Source organism: Neptuniibacter sp. QD48_11, from assembly GCF_047778095.1.
GTDB lineage: Bacteria > Pseudomonadota > Gammaproteobacteria > Pseudomonadales > Balneatricaceae > Neptuniibacter.
The window spans coordinates 2,507,401-2,523,114 of record NZ_CP180551.1 but is presented as its reverse complement, the minus strand read 5'-3'; the positions used below and the strand labels follow the sequence as shown (position 1 = coordinate 2,523,114).

Sequence of the window (15,714 nt, the reverse complement as noted above, 5' to 3'; positions counted from 1 at the left end):
TATCGATAATCCTTTATCATAATTAAAAATTAACCTTACTTTTTGTAATGAAATAGTAATATAGGAATAATTCCTAATTTTTAAGGCTATCAATATCAATTCAACTGGAGCAGAGCTCTCTTCCCTTTGCTATTCGTAGTACTTTTTCTCAAGCTGGTCGATAAAACCCGTTTCATCGAGAAACTGCAATGCCATTTGAAGTTTATGGGGAAGGCTATCAGGTAAAAGTTTGTCTGGGTCGTTATTAATTGTTATCGCTGAACTGGGTTTGTAATTTGGGTTTTCTGTATGTTGGTAGTGCTGTGAGAATCGAGAAAAGCCTAAGTACATAGGCTCTGCTGAAGAACAGCATGGGTGACGCTTTATTTGAGTATGTGGGTATTTTTTTAAGTAGTATCGAATGGTATCGCTTTGGTAATGAAAATAGTCTGCTCGTCCTTGTTCTAGCATCTCAATGGCGCGTGGCAAATCTAAGTTTTCTACCACTACTACGATCACCCCTTTTTCTTCGGCTCCAAAAGTAGGGCTGCCATTGGGAATCAACATAGTTCGCCCTTTCATGTCCTCCAGATTTTTAATTTCTGGACTTTTGTCCAGTGAGATAACTTGCAGGCCGGTGGTCAGTCCATTAGGGATATAGAAGGTATAAAGTTGGCGTTCTAGGGAAAAGTTAAACCCCGGATAAAAGTCGATAGTGCCATTTTGCATAGCATAGAGAATTCTTTTTTTGGGAAGGCGTTTAATCTTTAACGTGCAGTTAATAAGGGAGCTTGCTTTTGAATAGAGATCTTTATACAAGCCTGAGTTATCTGGAGCTTTTTGAATTAATGGCATTCTCTCGCTGGTGCGATAACCCATAGTCAAAGTGCAAGCATCAGCTAATGCTGGTGAAAGAATGCTTAGTAATAGGATGCAAAGGCGTTTGTGCATAAAGCTGATCTTTTCTTTTTAGTCTAGTTCTCCTTGCTCCATATGAAAAACTAGAGTTAAACAGGCGAAGCACTTTTCTTTGCTGGCTCTATATCTAACTTGTTGTGGAATGGTGTGAGAGGGGCATAAAAAGGGCTCTGATCCTCTAAGTAGCTTTACTTCATCTATCCTTAAATGGAGCCTTAGCTCTTGTACAAAGGCACCAAGTGTTGTTGTGAGGCATGTTATGGGGTTAAAAAAAATCGCTATATGTTCGGCACTACTTTTTTCAGTAAATGTTACAGCTGAAGAGTTATCTATCAGCGTTCATGATTTCCCTCCATTTATTACTGTTGACGAAGGGCGAGTAACCGGTGTTTTTGTTGATATTGTTGATAGAGTCTCTGCTGCAACGAAGATAGATACAAAAATATACCTTTATCCAAATAGAAGATCTAAGTCGGTACTAAAAGAGGGAAAAGTAAATGCTAACTTTCCTCTTGGCTGGAATAAAGAAAGGGATAAGTGGTTATATTGGTCTTTACCGCTTATGAGCACTGAATATGGATTTTTTACCCGTGCTAGTGAGCGTGATGAGTTCAATGAGATTGATGATTTTTCGGGTCAAAAGGTTGGTGTGTTTGGTCCATCTAATACTTCTTATTCATTAGAGATGTTAAGTGAGGAGCTAGAGGCGAGAGGGTTGGAACCACTGCATATTCAAATGCTGCCAAATAGTAATGGTCAGAATTTTAGAAAGTTGATGGATAACAGAATTGATGCGGTTTTTCATAATCAAGATACCGGTAGATCTCAATTAGAAAGATTTAATATTAAAGGTGTGGTTTATGCTTTTGGGGCTAAAAAACTTAACTATTACATTGGCTTTTCAAAAGAACATACGGATAAGAAGTTAGTTGATAGATTTAATCTAGGACTTGAGAAGTTACAAAGTAGTGGTGAGCTTGGGGATATAGTAAGAAGTTATAATCTTCGACCCATAAATGAAGATACTAACGTTAGGTAGATTAATGAGTACACAGACCCCTTTATACTTATTCATTAGCGGCTTTGTTTTCTAGGATTTCTGTATTTATTTGGTCTTTCCCAGAGTTCTTCGCTTTATATAGAGCTCGATCGGTGCGTTTTACCCACTTAGGTATATCTTCTCCATAAAGGTAGTTGGAAATACCTATGCTAACGGTTCTTGTAACTGTTACCCCTTCGTCTGTTATCACTTCTATTTGAGATAGATTTTTTCTGAGCCTCTCAGCCGCGTCTATGCATGTCTGTTCGTTAGCATCGTGCATCAAAATAGCAAACTCTTCGCCTCCCATTCTAAAGCCTAAATCATCTTTTCTTAAAAAGGACTGAATAGTTAAACCTATTACACGAAGCAAATCATCGCCAACAGGATGACCATAGGTATCATTAACCGATTTGAAATTGTCTACATCTATTAGTAATAGATAAATTTTTCTTGAATTTTGCTCTTTCGAGCTAACAATGCTCGGTATTTTCTCATAGAAAAAACGTTGGTTTAATAGACCTGTTAGGCTGTCGTAAAATGAATTTCGTTTCCATTTTAAACGTTCATTATCAAGCTTATCTACAAGTTGCTTATGTTGCTTTGACCATAGAAACAGACCTATAGACGCTAGGAACAAACCTATTGGAAATCCAAAGTTTTCAAAGATATTGATTGTGGTAGATTCACTTTTAATAAATTCATCTAGCAAGTCTGATACTGCAGCTGCTGACATTAAGCTAAAGCCGGCAATGATATATCTATATGTTATTGCTTCTAAATTTGCAAAAGCAACGATAACTATCCAGCTTAATAATGAAAAAGAAAGCAAAAATTCACCAGTTACTTCGGCTAGGTTTACTTTGTTTACAAATATAGGATTTTCGATAATTAGTAAAAATAAGGATATGAAAGTGGGAATAACAAAAATATAGAACAGTGATGTAATTAATCTTCTGCTAATCTTATATTTATCTGACATAATATTATTTTCTAATGTCAGTGAGTGAATAGTTTCTTATTGAAGAACTGATGTTAAGCAATTTACACAAATTATAATTCATTATGTGTTACCTATTGTCTTCTTTTAGCCTAGCGCTCGCTTAGCTTTCAAGACCATTGATGTTCGATTTGCATACCTCAAACACGCTAAACTTAGACTAGTTTGAAAACGAGTTTTTTCAAGGTTATGTCATCTAGGTGAATCGCCACCAGTTAGCTCGAAAGATAAACCCCAATCAGAGATTTCTTCTCTTCAGTGACAGCTTCCTGCATCTCCAATATCTCTTCTTGTTTAATAGGGTTTTCCACATGCTGATTGCATAATTCTAGCGATGCTTTGATTTTTTCTTCGTCACCGTAGGCCATAGCATTAGCCATATAAACGCAGAGTACTGTAGGCTCTGGTGGAGTAGTTAGATCGAGCTGGTGGTGTTGTTTTACCGCGGTAGATAGAATCTTGGGTAAGTTCCAGGAGTTGAGAAGCTCTGCACCGGCTTCTGTATGATCAAATCCGATAAAATCCTGTTCCTGTAGTGGCATTTGGTTTGGCCAGATCTTTTGTATCTCTTCTAACTGATCTTTACAGGCTTGGGCTATAACGAGTTTACCGACATCGTGCAGCAGGCCTGCGATAAATAGCTCTTCTTGTTCCTTTCGGTTTGCCCAGTGTTTTCCGAGTGTTTTAGCAGCAATGGCTACATGTAGGCTATAGTCCCAGAATTCGTTGATTGGAAAGCCGGTTTGCCGAACATCTTCAAACTGCTTTACCACACTGGAGCCGAGAACAAGGTTTTTAAAGTCTTTAAGGCCGACCAGTGATATCGCATGGGAGATGGTGGAAATCTGACTTGGGAAGCCATAGAAGGAGCTGTTCACAATCGCTAGCAGTTTGGTGGCGATACCCGCATCCAGTTTTATGATTTCTGCTAGCTCATTATTGGTTGTCGTTGGTTGATCGATCTTTACTGTGATCTTTTGATAGATCGCTGGTAGAGAGATTACTGATTTACAACGTAGAATCGCTTTATTCAGATCTTTGTTCATAGGTCGTATTCAGCCTGATTTAGTTAGCGCTCGAGCTGTTTCTGAATTAAGACAATAAATTCATCTTTCGGGATAGGTTTTGAGTAGTAATAACCTTGTCCGAAATCGCAGTTAAAGGCTTGTAGCATGGTTTGGTCTTTTTCCTCTTCAACCCCTTCTGCGATGGTGCTCATCTCCAAAGATTCAGCCAAAGTACAAAGCGTACGAACAATGGCTTTACTGGTTGGGTTTTCGGCCATAGTGGAGACAAACGAGCGGTCTATCTTGATGCTGTCGATTGGGAAGCGGTGAAGGTAGCTGAAACTGGAATAACCGGTGCCGAAGTCATCCAGTGCGATCTTACAGCCGAAACGTTTGAAATCTGTCAGTACCTGCGAGATGCGAAGTGGATCTGACATCAAAAGAGTTTCGGTAATCTCAATCTTAAAGTTAGCGAGTTCTATGTCGTTATCCAACAGATGATCGGTTAGTGCTTCAACTTGTGCATCGGTCTCTATTTGTCGACTAGAGAGGTTTACGCTGACAAAGAATGGATTAGCTTTATCAGCAAGCTGGTTAAATTCCTTAACTGCTTGGTGAGCTTCGGAAAAGATCCAGTGACCGATCGGTTCGATCAGGCCGGTTTCTTCTGCTAGGGCGATAAACTGGATAGGTGGCACTAAACCGCGATCAGGGTCCTGCCAGCGGATAAGTGCTTCACAACCGAGGATTGAACCGGTTTCTAGATCGACAATAGGCTGGTAGAACAGGCGAAGCTCGTTGTTATCTAAGGCTTCACGTAAGCGTTGCTCTTCAGTAACGCGGCGAACGGCCATCTCGGTTTGTTCTTTGAGACGGTCGTTTTCTAATTTCGGTTTTACTTCGATGCTGTCAATTGAGCCGCCTGCAGAGACGGTATCAAAATGGCCTTTCATCTCTCGATAACGTTGCAGTACGATCTGCATCAGCAAGTTGACGGTTGGATCTGCAGTACCAATTAAGCGGTGAATGTACTCTTTTGGAATAACGATCAACTCAGCATCACTTAATACTGTGGCCGTTGCTGTGCGTACGCCATCATCGATCAGAGCCATCTCCCCTAGAATGTCGCCGTGTTGGGCGATGGCAAAACGAAGATCACGGTCTTTAACTTTTGTAGAAACGCCAACTAAACCACTATCTACAATATAGGCGCGGTCACCGGCTTCGCCTTCCTGAAATATCACAGCGCCAGCGGGTAGCTGAATTCGATAACCTTCAGTTTCCACAACGGGTTCCTCTCTGGTCATGCATTTAAAGGCACAGTGCTTCATAGAAGTTTAGCTATTTAATTGCCAAACATTAGAAATTTTAGAGCGTTAACGCTTAGTTTAGTGGGCAGCTATCCCTTTTAGAAAGGATGAGGTTACGGGAGGCCTCCGTAATTTCTACCATGCAGTACGGAGATGGATATTATTCATAGTACTTTTCCTCAAGCTGATCGATAAATCCTGAATCATCGAGGAGTTTTAATGCTTCTTGTAGTTTATGGGGCAGGCTATCAGGTATGAGTATGTCAGGATCGTTATTGATGGAGAGTGATAAGTTAGATTTATAACTAGGGTTTTCGACCCGTTGATAATGCGGAGAGAGCTTTGAAAAGCCTAAATACATAGGTTCTTCTGCAGAACAGCAGGGATGTAATTTAATTTTAGTATTTGGATATTTTTTAAGGTAAAAACGAATAGTATCACTTTGATAAAGGTAATAATCAGCTCTCCCTTGTTCAAGCATCTCTAGTGCACGTGGTAAATCTAGGTTTTCTACAACTCGTATTGTTATCCCATAAGCTGCTGCTCCAAACGTAGGGTTACCATTGGCTGCTAACATTGAGTGCCCTCGCATATCCTCTATATGGTTTACTTCAGGGCTTTTAATATGTGAGATAACTTTAAGACTTGTAGTAAGACCATTTGGAATATAAAAGGTGTAAGGTTGACGATCTAAGGAAAAGTTAAACCCTGGATAAAAGTCGATAATACCTTCCTGCATTGCATGAAGAATGCGTTTTTTGGGTAATCGCACTACTTCCAGCTTGCAACCAATGAGTGAACTCGCCTTTGAATAGAGGTCGTTATACAGGCCAGAATTATCAGGTGCTTTTTGAATAAGTGGCATTCTCTCGCTAGTGCGATAGCCCATCGTCAAAGTACATGCATTGGCGAGGACAGGAGTTAGCGCTATAAATAGAATACAAAAACGTTTGATCATACAGCCGATCTTTTCTTTTTAGTCTAGTTCCTTTAGAAAAAATGAAAAACTACTTACAAGGCGGATGTAATATAGGTAGATGATGCAGACCTACCTCTATCAGGTTTTTTCCTGATATCGTCCTTTATCTTTGGCAGAGTTTCTTGTAATTAAAGAGCCTTGTTCAATTCTTTAATTTTTTGACAGCCCAGCCTACACTCACAATACTTAACGTTGTAGATGGCCGTATTACTGCTATGGGTAATTGTAAAGGACTCACAAAATAGAAAGGTATGAACTCTGCATTTCAATCTTGTCTATCTAACTCCCAATTAAAGTCCATACGCCCTAAGGGCTTCCAACCCGAAAATCATTACTTTTTAGCTGGTTAGCCCTCACCATTTCACAGTGAAGTGATTCATTTTATATGAGGCACGACATGTTCCAGCTACTACATAAATTCAGCTTAATTTTCTTGCTCTTGTCATTTATCACGGGTGTCCCAGCTGCTTACGCCGAAACGTTTAAAGTTGGATACTTCATCTCTCGAACGGCAGATGACATGTTTTACGGGCCTGTTGTTGGTTTTATGCAGGCCGCTGCAGATGATTTGGGTGTCGAATTACACGTAATAGAAGCCAATGATGACCACTTATTAGGTCATGAGAAGGCGAAGGAACTACTGTTTCCAACCCCTCAACTCGACGCAATTATCGCGATTAGCGTGAAAGAAAGCGGTGCAAGAATTCTTAAACTTTCTGAACAGGCAGGGGTGCCTGTGTTCATCGAAAATTCAGCTATTTTGGATAAGGCCATAGGATCGCCTAGACAGTATTTTAAAAATTACATTGGTGAAATGCTTCCGGATGATGAAATGGCTGGCTACGAGTTAGCTAAATACCTGATACAACGTAGCAGTAAATCTTCTGAGGGCGGTGCGGTGAATATGGTTGCGATTAGTGGCCCTTACGGTACCTCAGCCAGTATTCAACGAGAACGAGGCTTGCAACGAGCGATTGAAGAATATTCGAAAACAAATTTGCTCCAAATTGTGAGGGCTAACTGGGAAAGAGGCCGTGCACGTAGGACATTTAATAAGCTTATCCTGCGTTACCCCAATGTAGATGCAGTGTGGACAGCAAGTGACGGTATGGCTTTAGGTGTTTTTGATGCATTAACAACGCTCGCTCCAAACTATAGGAAAAACATTCTTGTGGGCGGTGTTGATTGGTCTAGAGAAGGCGTAGAGGGTGTTGACCTTAACCAAATTCAAGCGACAGCTGGAGGTCACTTTATGGAGGGCGCTTGGGCGTTGGTCGTTGTTTATGATTTTTTGAACGGCCATGACTTTATGGATAGTGAAGGGCTTAAGATGAAAACAAATATGAGCTTGATTACGAAAGAAAATTTTGAAGATCATGCTCCTCTGATTGAAAAAAATAATTGGAAGAAAATTAACTTTAAGTCGTTCTCTAAAACTTATAACCCAGCAGTAACGCATTACAATTTTGAGCTTAAATCAGTACTAGATGCACTTGATTTAGACCCCTAATATTCTAATTAAAGTAGCTCATTTCAGTGGGTAGGCTCTATTTCCTTCTATCGTGAAACTCCGTAAGATCCTGACTTTCAAAACCCTGCATCGTTTGAGCTTTGCCTATGACCGAACCTGATCCAACGAAAATTAAATCTTTTGCTACCGCTGAAGAGTTGGGGCAATGGTTGCAACATAACCATGTAGCTAAAACTGAGCTGTGGGTAAAGATCTTCAAGAAGAAATGCGCTATTCCCAGTGTGACTTGGGATGACGTGGTAGTCGAATCACTATGCTGGGGGTGGATCGACGGTATTAAAAAGTCGATTGATGAACAAGCTTACCTGCAACGGATCACCCCGAGGAAAGCGAAAAGTGTTTGGTCAAAACGAAACAGAGATCACGCCGAGCGTCTGATTAGTGAAGGCCGCATGACTGAGCTGGGGATGGTCCAAGTTAATGCGGCTAAAACTGATGGTCGTTGGGAAAATGCTTATACCGCCAGTGAAATGGAAGTGCCTGAGGATTTCATTAAATCACTTGATGATAACCCAGAGGCGAAAGCGTTTTACGAAACGCTGACTAAATCGAGACGTTATGTCATAGCCCATGGTTTGGATAGCGCTAAAAAGCCTGATACTCGCCAACGTCGATTTGATAAGTATATGGGTGCACTTACTCGTGGTGAGTATCCATAATTATTATTGGCGAGAATATTCTGGAATTGTTGGGTTACGCTTCGCTAACCAACATAGGTGGGAGGTTTACCATTAAGTAGGGTGCAATAACGAAGTGTATTGCACCGTGGTTTTAGATTTACATTCGTTGATTCTTTGGATTACGTATTGCTAAATCAATCTCTAAACAGACCTATATCTATAAAGTTAGGCTTCGTGTTTGGTTAATTGATTTGGAAAGCCATCTTCTGGGGTAATGTAGAAACCTTGGACTTTTACTGAATCATCAAGTTTGACTAACTGAATAGTGATAACACTTTTGGCGTTTTGAAAAATTGCTTTATAAGTCAGGACGGCAACAGTACCGTTTGTTCCCTCGTTGTACCTTTCCATTGTTATGTCTGAGATGTTACTTAATGAGCCTAAAGCTGCAAAATGAGAAAGGGCTTCAGCACCTTGAGGCTTTTTAAATTCTAGAATCAGATTGTTATCAAGTCGTTCATAAACATCTGAGACTTCCCAGTTCTCAGAAAAGTCCTGTGTGAAATCACTTATGAATTGGGTTTGGTTAGATACAAATTGTGCCGAGCTGAAAGAAAGATAAAATGCTAAAGCTGCAAATAAACAGAACAGGACTCCTAAACCCACAAAAACTCGATAGACAATCTTCATATATTCACTCCATTGATTGTTTCTGTTCTTCAGAACTGATGATTGAAATTATCTTATAAACTTCGAAGTTGTAATGAAAGTGTATATTGGGTTTAGGTTGGAAAGTAGGGTGCAATAACGAAGTGTATTGCACCCTGTTTTGACTCGGAGGGATCAATTTTTTTGGGTTACGCTTCGCTAACCCAACCTACATCCTGTCTAGCAACTAAATTAAGCCCTTAGTTCTGAGACCAAGTGGTTAAGCTGAAGTAACTCATTACTTACTTCTTTATTTATATGAGAGGTCTGGTTTGCACTGTCATTGGTGCTGTTAGCGTAAAGCGAAATGCTTGAAAGGCTGGCATGAATCTCTTTTACCACTGCCGACTGTTCTTCAGCTGCTGCGGCAATTTGCGTATTCATTGCAGCCATTCCTTCAACTGCTGCAGATGCTTCTTCTAGTTCAGCAGCGGTATGGTTGGCTTGTTGGATACAGTGGCCAGCATTCTCTTGGCCTTTTTGCATCACAGAGATCGCACCATTGGTTGCTGATTGTAGGTTCTCTAGCAGTTCTTGAATGTCCTCAGTGGATGATTGAGTACGTTGAGATAGAGTGCGTACTTCATCGGCTACTACTGCAAAGCCTCTGCCTGATTCGCCCGCACGTGCTGCTTCGATCGCGGCGTTAAGAGCAAGTAGATTGGTTTGTTCTGCGATGCCACGGATATCGTCTAGCACTTCACTGATTCGGTTTGTTTCGGTAGCTAGAGAGTTAAGCTGAGTGGCAGCGCTTTCGACATTGATATTGAGCTGTTCTATCGCTTGCTGATTTTGCTTAGCGATTCCAGAACCAGATTGAACTTTTTCTAGCACACCTCGGCCAAGTTCTGCTGCATGATCGGTCGATTGCGCAATCTCAGTGATACTGCCTGACATCTGCTCGGCAGCAGTAGCAGTTTGTTCTGTTTCGCGTTTTTGTTGTTCAACTTGGTCGCGGGTAGCGTCCATCAAGACAATCGACTGTTCAGATCGTTGAACCAGTTGCGTTGATGTCGATCGGATAGTCATCACCATCTTACCCAGCTTCTCCATCAAGCGGTTAAACGCTGCGGCCGCTTCAGCCGTTTCGTCTTGACCGCTTACGGGTAGGCGTACAGTCAAATCGCCATCACCATCGGAGATCTCTTTTAGACGATCACGCATATTGCTCACAGGGCCAGTAATTGCACGAGAGATCATCAAGGCTAGGGAAACACCCAAAATAAGTGCGACCACAAAGATAATCATAATCAGCTTTTGTGCTTTAAGCTCGTCGTGCTCGGCACGCTGTGTGGCTTCAAGCGTGAAGGCTTGAATCTGATCAAGCGCATCAATCAGTTCATGATCAATTTTATCTTCGAGTTCAATAATATGGTCGGCTGAAGCAATAGCAGATGCCGCATAACCATTTTTGACCTTTTGGAATAACGATAGAGCTAACTCGTCGTATTCGGCGTGAATTTTGTCTATGTCCAAAATGGTTGTGAGTAAGGATTCAAATTGCTCTTTGGCTTCTGCGCTATGCGCTTTGGTAATCGCATGCTCAAGCAGCTCTTCTAGTTGCTTAAACTCCTGATCAACTTTATCTGCCAATGAGTGGAATGCTTTTGTTGTTGTCAGCATCTCTTGTGAACGATCATCACCGTACTTTATTGCGGTTGCGTAAGAGAGGCTACGCTCAAAAAGAATGGCTTGCTCTAGTTGATGCTGAGCCACTTTTGAAAGCATATTGGTTATTGGTAGGTCTTCTTCTGCTACTTCGATTAACTCGATACCGATCTTGTTCATCTGGTATGTAGCGACGCCACCAAGGGCAAGGATGAGTAATAAGTTTATCCCTGCTAACAGGGCTATCCGCGAAGAAATTTTGAGTGAGCTAAGCAACATCTAAATGCGCTCCCATTCTTAATTATGCACTTGTGAATTTGTTGTAACTTTATAATTTATATAAACCTTGTTTTATGTATGGTTTAAGTGGTGTTAAATCATTATAAAACATAGGCTTATTTGCTTTTTTAGCTGTTTTGAATATAACAGAATAATTGTTTCAAAATGTGTAGATTTACAAAGAAATCTATATTTTTTTGTTAGTTTTTTAGCAATTAATCAAGATGTCTTTAGACGTGCACAAATAAGGTGCGTTTTTCTGAGTTTGGGGCGGGGTTGTTGCTCAAGTTTGGTGCTGCAAATTGCCATTGGTGGAGGTTCTTTTTGGTGTTGCCCTATAACTCAAATAGGCTTGGGTTATATGTCTGATGATCCTAGGTAAATTCCTGTTTCCGTTCTCAGCCTTTGTGTTCCTTTGGTTAGCTTATTGATGATAAAGAATCGCTAAATCTAAGATTTTTGTGCGACTGCGTTGTTGGTCTTAGTGGTTGGTGGATGGCTTAAGGTGAATATATTGAATCTTATTACCCTTAGATGGTTTAAGATCGTTTATCCCAGTTGTTGTTAGCCAGAAAGCAAAGGATTTATGAAAGATATAAAGTTATCTCAAGATCAAACAGATCGCATGGTGAGTAAGATTAAGCGGTATTTTTCTGATGAGCTGGATCAGGATATTGGCAGTTTTGAAGCGGAGTTTTTGATCGAGTTCTTTGCTAAAGAGATTGGGCCTCATTTTTATAATCAAGCGCTAGCTGATGCAAACCGCGTATTTGTGGAAAAAGTTGAGGATGCGAGTTACCTAGTTCAAGAGCTTGAGAAACCCACTTTGTAACTAAGGAACCTGCGAATAAGTCTCATACTTTCTCAGTGGGCTATAAAACGACCATACACGCGAAAGCCCGTGCAGCGAAATGTCTAGACCTTTTCAAACTTGCTGACAAAGTAGATGGTCGTTTTATAGCCCACCCTACGGGGCTTGCAGAGCAACTGAATCACTTCGTTAATGATTTTCGCCAGGCAACCAGCATGCCTGTAATCATTGCCTTGTGCTTCAATTGCTCTGTAAGCCTGTACCCAAGGGGCATAGCAAAGTCGCATTAGACTTGTTAGCAGGTTCCCTAACATTTAGACGATTTCCGTACATTGTGTTGTTTGGATTAGGTCTAGAATAAAAGCATGAAATACCTATTCACTTTCTTATCTCTTTTATTATTCCTTCCGGGCGTCATTAGAGCTGAAAGCTCCTTAGTGGAGGAGCCATACAATCTCTCAAATGAGAGTAAAAAGTCAGTTGTCATCCGGACTATTGGCTTCCCCCCTTATGGTATTAAAGGTCGCTCTAGCACAGGCGGTATTTACTATGAAATGGCAAATAAGTTGATAGAAGAAGCGGGGTATCAGCCAGAGAACTCTATTGCTCCCTACAGCCGCATTATTAGGGAGTTAAAGTCGGGTAAGGCTGATATGACTATCATGTTCAAATATGAAGAGTTAAAAGAGCATGTCATCTATGTAGCACCTTTACCTGCCTTGCCAACCGTAGTGATTGGATTGAAGGGTACTGCATTTGAATCGGTAGAGAGTCTAAAAGGCAAGGAGCTTGCTTATCTGCGAGGGGCTAAGTTCAGTGAACAAATTGATAAGGACCCTGAGATTAGAAAGTACAGTACAGTTGATTTTGTACAAGGCGTTAAAATGCTCAAAAGGGGACGAGTGGATGGCATTATCGGACCGATCGATCCTATTTTAAGCGCAGCTAAACAACTAAATGATGACTTTAGTTTGTTTGGCGAACCGCTGGTGGTCAAAGAAAATACCCCTTGGGTACAAATCTCGAAAAAGAGTAAAGCTAAGCTGTCTATTGAGAAGCTGAATGAAGCCTATAAGAAGCTTCAATCTCAAAATACATTAGAAGCGCTTAGAGACAAATACTTATAAATTCAGATTTGCCCTTCTAACTGGCATTCAGTCAGTAGGATGCAATTAAGAACTGTATCGCACCATGTTTTGAACTTATTCTTGTCGATTCTTTTGGGTTACGCTTCGCTAACCCTCCATACACTCTATCTAGCACCAGCATCTAGCATCTGCCCCCTATACCTATGGTTGATTGTTTTTTATTCACAACACGGTGATATTGTGTTTATTCGATTTGCCTAAATGAGCGCTTGCTCACTTATTCAAAAAGATGGGACAACGATAAGCCGGTAGTTAATTTCTGCGTGAAGTTACGGGCGATATAACAATATGGGGAATGATCAATCATGACTAAAGAAGTTGTAGTTCTTAGTGCTGTACGTTCAGCAATCGGTGCATTCGGCGGAAGCCTAAGTACTATGGAGCCGGCTGAGCTGGCAGGTCAGGTAATGAAGGAAGCGGTTAATCGTTCAGGTGCTGATCCAGAGAAAATTAACTATGTAACTGTAGGTAACTGTATCCCTACAGAATCTCGCTACGCTTATGTTGCGCGTGTTGCTGCGATTCAGGCAGGTCTGCCGATGGAGTCTGTAGCAATGTCGGTCAACCGACTATGTTCTTCTGGTTTGCAGGGTATTGTAACCACTGCTCAGCAGATCATGCTAGGTGATTGCGATTACGGTATCGGTGGTGGTGTTGAGGTGATGTCTCGCGGTGCTTACCTATCCACAGCGATGCGATCTGGTGCTCGTATGGGTGAAACCACAATGCTGGATTCTATGGTGTCTGTACTGACTGATCCATTTGGTGCTGGTCACATGGGTATCACTGCTGAGAACTTAGCAGAGAAGTGGGATATCAGCCGTGAAGATCAAGATGAACTAGCTGCTGAATCGCAACGTCGTGCGGCTGTTGCGATTGAAGAAGGTCGCTTTAAGTCTCAGATCGTACCGATCGTTCAGAAAACACGTAAAGGCGAAGTTGTTTTCGATACCGATGAGCACTGTAAGCCAGGTACTACTGCTGAGAAACTAGCAGGTATGCGTCCAGCATTTAAGAAAGACGGCACGGTAACAGCGGGCAACGCATCGGGTATCAACGATGGTGCAGCGTTCTTCGTATTGGCATCTGCTGAAGCAGCTGAAGCTGCCGGTCAAAAGCCGATCGCTAAGATTAAGTCTTACGCCGTTGCAGGTGTATCCAACGAGATTATGGGTGAAGGCCCAATTCCAGCAACTAAGCTAGCTTTGCAAAAAGCAGGTTTGAGCTTGGATGATATGGATGTGATCGAGTCGAACGAAGCTTTTGCAGCTCAAGCGATTGCGGTAGCTAAAGGCCTAGGTTTGGATATGAAGAAAACCAACCCGAATGGTGGTGCCATTGCATTAGGTCACCCAGTAGGTTGTTCTGGTGCTTTCATTGCGACTAAGGCTGTCTACGAGCTTGAACGAATTGAAGGTAAGTATGCACTGGTAACTATGTGTATCGGTGGCGGTCAGGGTATCGCAGTTATCTTTGAACGCGTTTAATCATCTTTGATTAAATAGTGCCCACCTTACATTCGGTGTTGTTACCGGATGTAAGGTATTTTTGCGTCTGCACGAAGTTATTATCCTCTCCAAATATCTCTTTCCTTATTTCTTCTCTACCCGTCACTATTCCTAACGTTATTGTTGTACTTTAACGACTTTAAATAGGATCCAGATCACTATAGGGTGTGGCATCGCTGTAATCAGTTAAGGAGATTCGCATGAAGTGTTTGGTAGTTCTGACCCATCCGTTGAAGGATAGTTTGTGTCATCATTTCTGCGATGAAACGGTTAAACACTTAACTGCAAAGGGGTATAAGATCACGCTACTCAATCTTTACGAATCGGATTTTGAGCCCGCGCTTACAGAGACAGAGCGAAAGAGCTACTACGCTGATCAGTTTGATGACACTCGATTAAAAGCGGATATAGAACAACTTCAGGCAGCTGAATCCCTCGTACTGATCTTTCCCACTTGGTGGTTTGGTTTTCCGGCGATGCTAAAAGGCTGGTTTGATCGAGTTTGGGCACCGGGTTTCGCTTATGACCATGCCAAAGATCTTGGTGCTATTCAGCCGCGTTTAGATAATCTAAAAGAAGTGAAAGTGGTTACTACTCTGGGTTCGCCATGGTGGGTCGATCTGTTCATCTTGCGTCAGCCGGTTAAGAAAGTCCTCAAAATAGCTCTGTTAGGTGCGTGTACCAAAGGCTGTAAATTCCAGATGTTGTCGTTTTACAAAAGTGAAAAAGCTTCTCAAGCTCGTGTAGAAGCTTTTGTTAATAAGATTAAAGCTAAGTTTTAACATCTTTTCTAAGATGGAAATCGTTTGGTGGTAGGTGCTATATGGAGCATGTCTATACGATTCTGTGGTTAATATTCGGTTTAACGGGCGGTGGACTCTTAATTAAGTTCGCAAAGGGTAGAACAGAGCAAGAGCAGATCAATATCTTTGGTATAGCATTAGTCATTGCTGCGCTGATTTATATAGGTTTTGCTATGCTCTATGGTGCGAGTACGACTTGGTTATTTATCGAAACTGTTGGCGTGTTGATATATGGCAGCTCCTACCTATTGGCTAAACACTTTGGGCTTCATTTCTTAGCGCTGGGTTGGTTGTTACATCCTGTTTGGGATGTTGGGTTGCATCTGGTTGGAGCAGGCGGGCACTTTGCACCTGAGTGGTATGCAGTTATGTGTATTTCGTTTGATTTAGTGGCGGCGGTGTATCTGTTCCGAAAAAGCGCCTTGTTTAAAGGCGCTGTTCAAAGTTAATTGAAACTATTCCGAAA

General features: G+C 41.5%; 15 protein-coding genes. 8 read left to right on the top strand and 7 right to left on the bottom strand.

What is annotated here, in order from left to right:
* Positions 1 to 129: 129 nt before the first annotated feature.
* Positions 130 to 858 carry a substrate-binding periplasmic protein gene (locus tag ACMXYU_RS11690; protein ID WP_415898804.1) on the bottom strand — a complete coding sequence of 243 codons (729 nt, stop codon included), beginning with the start codon at positions 856 to 858 and terminating at the stop codon, positions 130 to 132.
* A 298-nt stretch (positions 859 to 1,156) separates the two neighbouring features.
* Between ACMXYU_RS11690 and ACMXYU_RS11685 the strand changes: the two genes are divergently transcribed.
* The gene (locus ACMXYU_RS11685; protein ID WP_415898803.1) at positions 1,157 to 1,936 is read left to right on the top strand and encodes a substrate-binding periplasmic protein; all 780 of its coding nucleotides are present in this window, start codon (positions 1,157 to 1,159) and stop codon (positions 1,934 to 1,936) included.
* A gap of 28 nt (positions 1,937 to 1,964) precedes the next feature.
* On the opposite strand, the gene ACMXYU_RS11680 is transcribed toward ACMXYU_RS11685, so the two are convergent.
* The 4 genes from ACMXYU_RS11680 to ACMXYU_RS11665 form a co-directional block, all read right to left on the bottom strand.
* Positions 1,965 to 2,918: a GGDEF domain-containing protein gene (locus ACMXYU_RS11680; protein ID WP_415898802.1), complete on the bottom strand. Its 954-nt coding sequence runs from the start codon at positions 2,916 to 2,918 to the stop codon at positions 1,965 to 1,967.
* A gap of 233 nt (positions 2,919 to 3,151) precedes the next feature.
* On the bottom strand, positions 3,152 to 3,982 hold the full coding sequence (locus ACMXYU_RS11675; RefSeq protein ID WP_415898801.1) for an HDOD domain-containing protein: 831 nt from the start codon (positions 3,980 to 3,982) through the stop codon (positions 3,152 to 3,154).
* Between the two features lie 23 nt (positions 3,983 to 4,005).
* Entirely contained in the window at positions 4,006 to 5,229 is a 1,224-nt protein-coding gene (locus ACMXYU_RS11670; protein WP_415898800.1) for an EAL domain-containing protein, read from the bottom strand.
* Between the two features lie 184 nt (positions 5,230 to 5,413).
* Complete coding sequence (locus ACMXYU_RS11665; protein WP_415898799.1) at positions 5,414 to 6,211, bottom strand: substrate-binding periplasmic protein; 798 nt, start codon at positions 6,209 to 6,211, stop codon at positions 5,414 to 5,416.
* Between the two features lie 418 nt (positions 6,212 to 6,629).
* On the opposite strand from ACMXYU_RS11665, the gene ACMXYU_RS11660 reads away from it, so the two are divergent.
* Positions 6,630 to 7,742: an ABC transporter substrate-binding protein gene (locus ACMXYU_RS11660; RefSeq protein ID WP_415898798.1), complete on the top strand. Its 1,113-nt coding sequence runs from the start codon at positions 6,630 to 6,632 to the stop codon at positions 7,740 to 7,742.
* Between the two features lie 107 nt (positions 7,743 to 7,849).
* Positions 7,850 to 8,422, top strand: a complete 573-nt coding sequence (locus ACMXYU_RS11655; RefSeq protein ID WP_415898797.1) for a YdeI/OmpD-associated family protein — start codon at positions 7,850 to 7,852, stop codon at positions 8,420 to 8,422.
* Between the two features lie 186 nt (positions 8,423 to 8,608).
* Here the strand turns inward: ACMXYU_RS11655 and ACMXYU_RS11650 are convergent, their stop codons facing one another.
* Both ACMXYU_RS11650 and ACMXYU_RS11645 read right to left on the bottom strand, forming a co-directional pair.
* The gene (locus tag ACMXYU_RS11650; RefSeq protein ID WP_415898796.1) at positions 8,609 to 9,073 is read right to left on the bottom strand and encodes a hypothetical protein; all 465 of its coding nucleotides are present in this window, start codon (positions 9,071 to 9,073) and stop codon (positions 8,609 to 8,611) included.
* A 210-nt stretch (positions 9,074 to 9,283) separates the two neighbouring features.
* The gene (locus ACMXYU_RS11645; protein ID WP_415898795.1) at positions 9,284 to 10,978 is read right to left on the bottom strand and encodes a methyl-accepting chemotaxis protein; all 1,695 of its coding nucleotides are present in this window, start codon (positions 10,976 to 10,978) and stop codon (positions 9,284 to 9,286) included.
* 586 nt (positions 10,979 to 11,564) lie between these two features.
* On the opposite strand from ACMXYU_RS11645, the gene ACMXYU_RS11640 reads away from it, so the two are divergent.
* The 5 genes from ACMXYU_RS11640 to ACMXYU_RS11620 all read left to right on the top strand — a co-directional run bounded on the left by ACMXYU_RS11640 (position 11,565) and on the right by ACMXYU_RS11620 (position 15,697).
* Positions 11,565 to 11,810 carry a DUF2164 domain-containing protein gene (locus tag ACMXYU_RS11640; protein WP_415898794.1) on the top strand — a complete coding sequence of 82 codons (246 nt, stop codon included), beginning with the start codon at positions 11,565 to 11,567 and terminating at the stop codon, positions 11,808 to 11,810.
* A 344-nt stretch (positions 11,811 to 12,154) separates the two neighbouring features.
* Positions 12,155 to 12,916, top strand: coding sequence for a substrate-binding periplasmic protein (locus ACMXYU_RS11635; protein ID WP_415898793.1), 762 nt, complete (start codon positions 12,155 to 12,157; stop codon positions 12,914 to 12,916).
* A gap of 326 nt (positions 12,917 to 13,242) precedes the next feature.
* A complete protein-coding gene (locus tag ACMXYU_RS11630; protein ID WP_415898792.1) occupies positions 13,243 to 14,424 on the top strand; it encodes an acetyl-CoA C-acyltransferase family protein in 1,182 nt (393 codons plus the stop codon).
* A 221-nt stretch (positions 14,425 to 14,645) separates the two neighbouring features.
* On the top strand, positions 14,646 to 15,227 hold the full coding sequence (locus tag ACMXYU_RS11625) for an NAD(P)H-dependent oxidoreductase (RefSeq protein WP_415898791.1): 582 nt from the start codon (positions 14,646 to 14,648) through the stop codon (positions 15,225 to 15,227).
* Between the two features lie 41 nt (positions 15,228 to 15,268).
* Positions 15,269 to 15,697 carry a DUF6010 family protein gene (locus ACMXYU_RS11620; RefSeq protein ID WP_415898790.1) on the top strand — a complete coding sequence of 143 codons (429 nt, stop codon included), beginning with the start codon at positions 15,269 to 15,271 and terminating at the stop codon, positions 15,695 to 15,697.
* Positions 15,698 to 15,714 lie beyond the last annotated feature (17 nt).

What these genes read in the sequence shown, in the direction of transcription:
- ACMXYU_RS11690 (WP_415898804.1), bottom strand. Translation starts at nt 858, where the DNA reads ATGGGTTATCGCACCAGCGAGAGAATGCCATTAATTCAAAAAGCTCCA.
- ACMXYU_RS11685 (WP_415898803.1), top strand. Translation starts at nt 1,157, where the DNA reads ATGGGGTTAAAAAAAATCGCTATATGTTCGGCACTACTTTTTTCAGTA.
- ACMXYU_RS11680 (WP_415898802.1), bottom strand. Translation starts at nt 2,918, where the DNA reads ATGTCAGATAAATATAAGATTAGCAGAAGATTAATTACATCACTGTTC.
- ACMXYU_RS11675 (WP_415898801.1), bottom strand. Translation starts at nt 3,982, where the DNA reads ATGAACAAAGATCTGAATAAAGCGATTCTACGTTGTAAATCAGTAATC.
- ACMXYU_RS11665 (WP_415898799.1), bottom strand. Translation starts at nt 6,211, where the DNA reads ATGATCAAACGTTTTTGTATTCTATTTATAGCGCTAACTCCTGTCCTC.
- ACMXYU_RS11660 (WP_415898798.1), top strand. Translation starts at nt 6,630, where the DNA reads ATGTTCCAGCTACTACATAAATTCAGCTTAATTTTCTTGCTCTTGTCA.
- ACMXYU_RS11655 (WP_415898797.1), top strand. Translation starts at nt 7,850, where the DNA reads ATGACCGAACCTGATCCAACGAAAATTAAATCTTTTGCTACCGCTGAA.
- ACMXYU_RS11650 (WP_415898796.1), bottom strand. Translation starts at nt 9,073, where the DNA reads ATGAAGATTGTCTATCGAGTTTTTGTGGGTTTAGGAGTCCTGTTCTGT.
- ACMXYU_RS11645 (WP_415898795.1), bottom strand. Translation starts at nt 10,978, where the DNA reads ATGTTGCTTAGCTCACTCAAAATTTCTTCGCGGATAGCCCTGTTAGCA.
- ACMXYU_RS11640 (WP_415898794.1), top strand. Translation starts at nt 11,565, where the DNA reads ATGAAAGATATAAAGTTATCTCAAGATCAAACAGATCGCATGGTGAGT.
- ACMXYU_RS11635 (WP_415898793.1), top strand. Translation starts at nt 12,155, where the DNA reads ATGAAATACCTATTCACTTTCTTATCTCTTTTATTATTCCTTCCGGGC.
- ACMXYU_RS11630 (WP_415898792.1), top strand. Translation starts at nt 13,243, where the DNA reads ATGACTAAAGAAGTTGTAGTTCTTAGTGCTGTACGTTCAGCAATCGGT.
- ACMXYU_RS11625 (WP_415898791.1), top strand. Translation starts at nt 14,646, where the DNA reads ATGAAGTGTTTGGTAGTTCTGACCCATCCGTTGAAGGATAGTTTGTGT.
- ACMXYU_RS11620 (WP_415898790.1), top strand. Translation starts at nt 15,269, where the DNA reads ATGGAGCATGTCTATACGATTCTGTGGTTAATATTCGGTTTAACGGGC.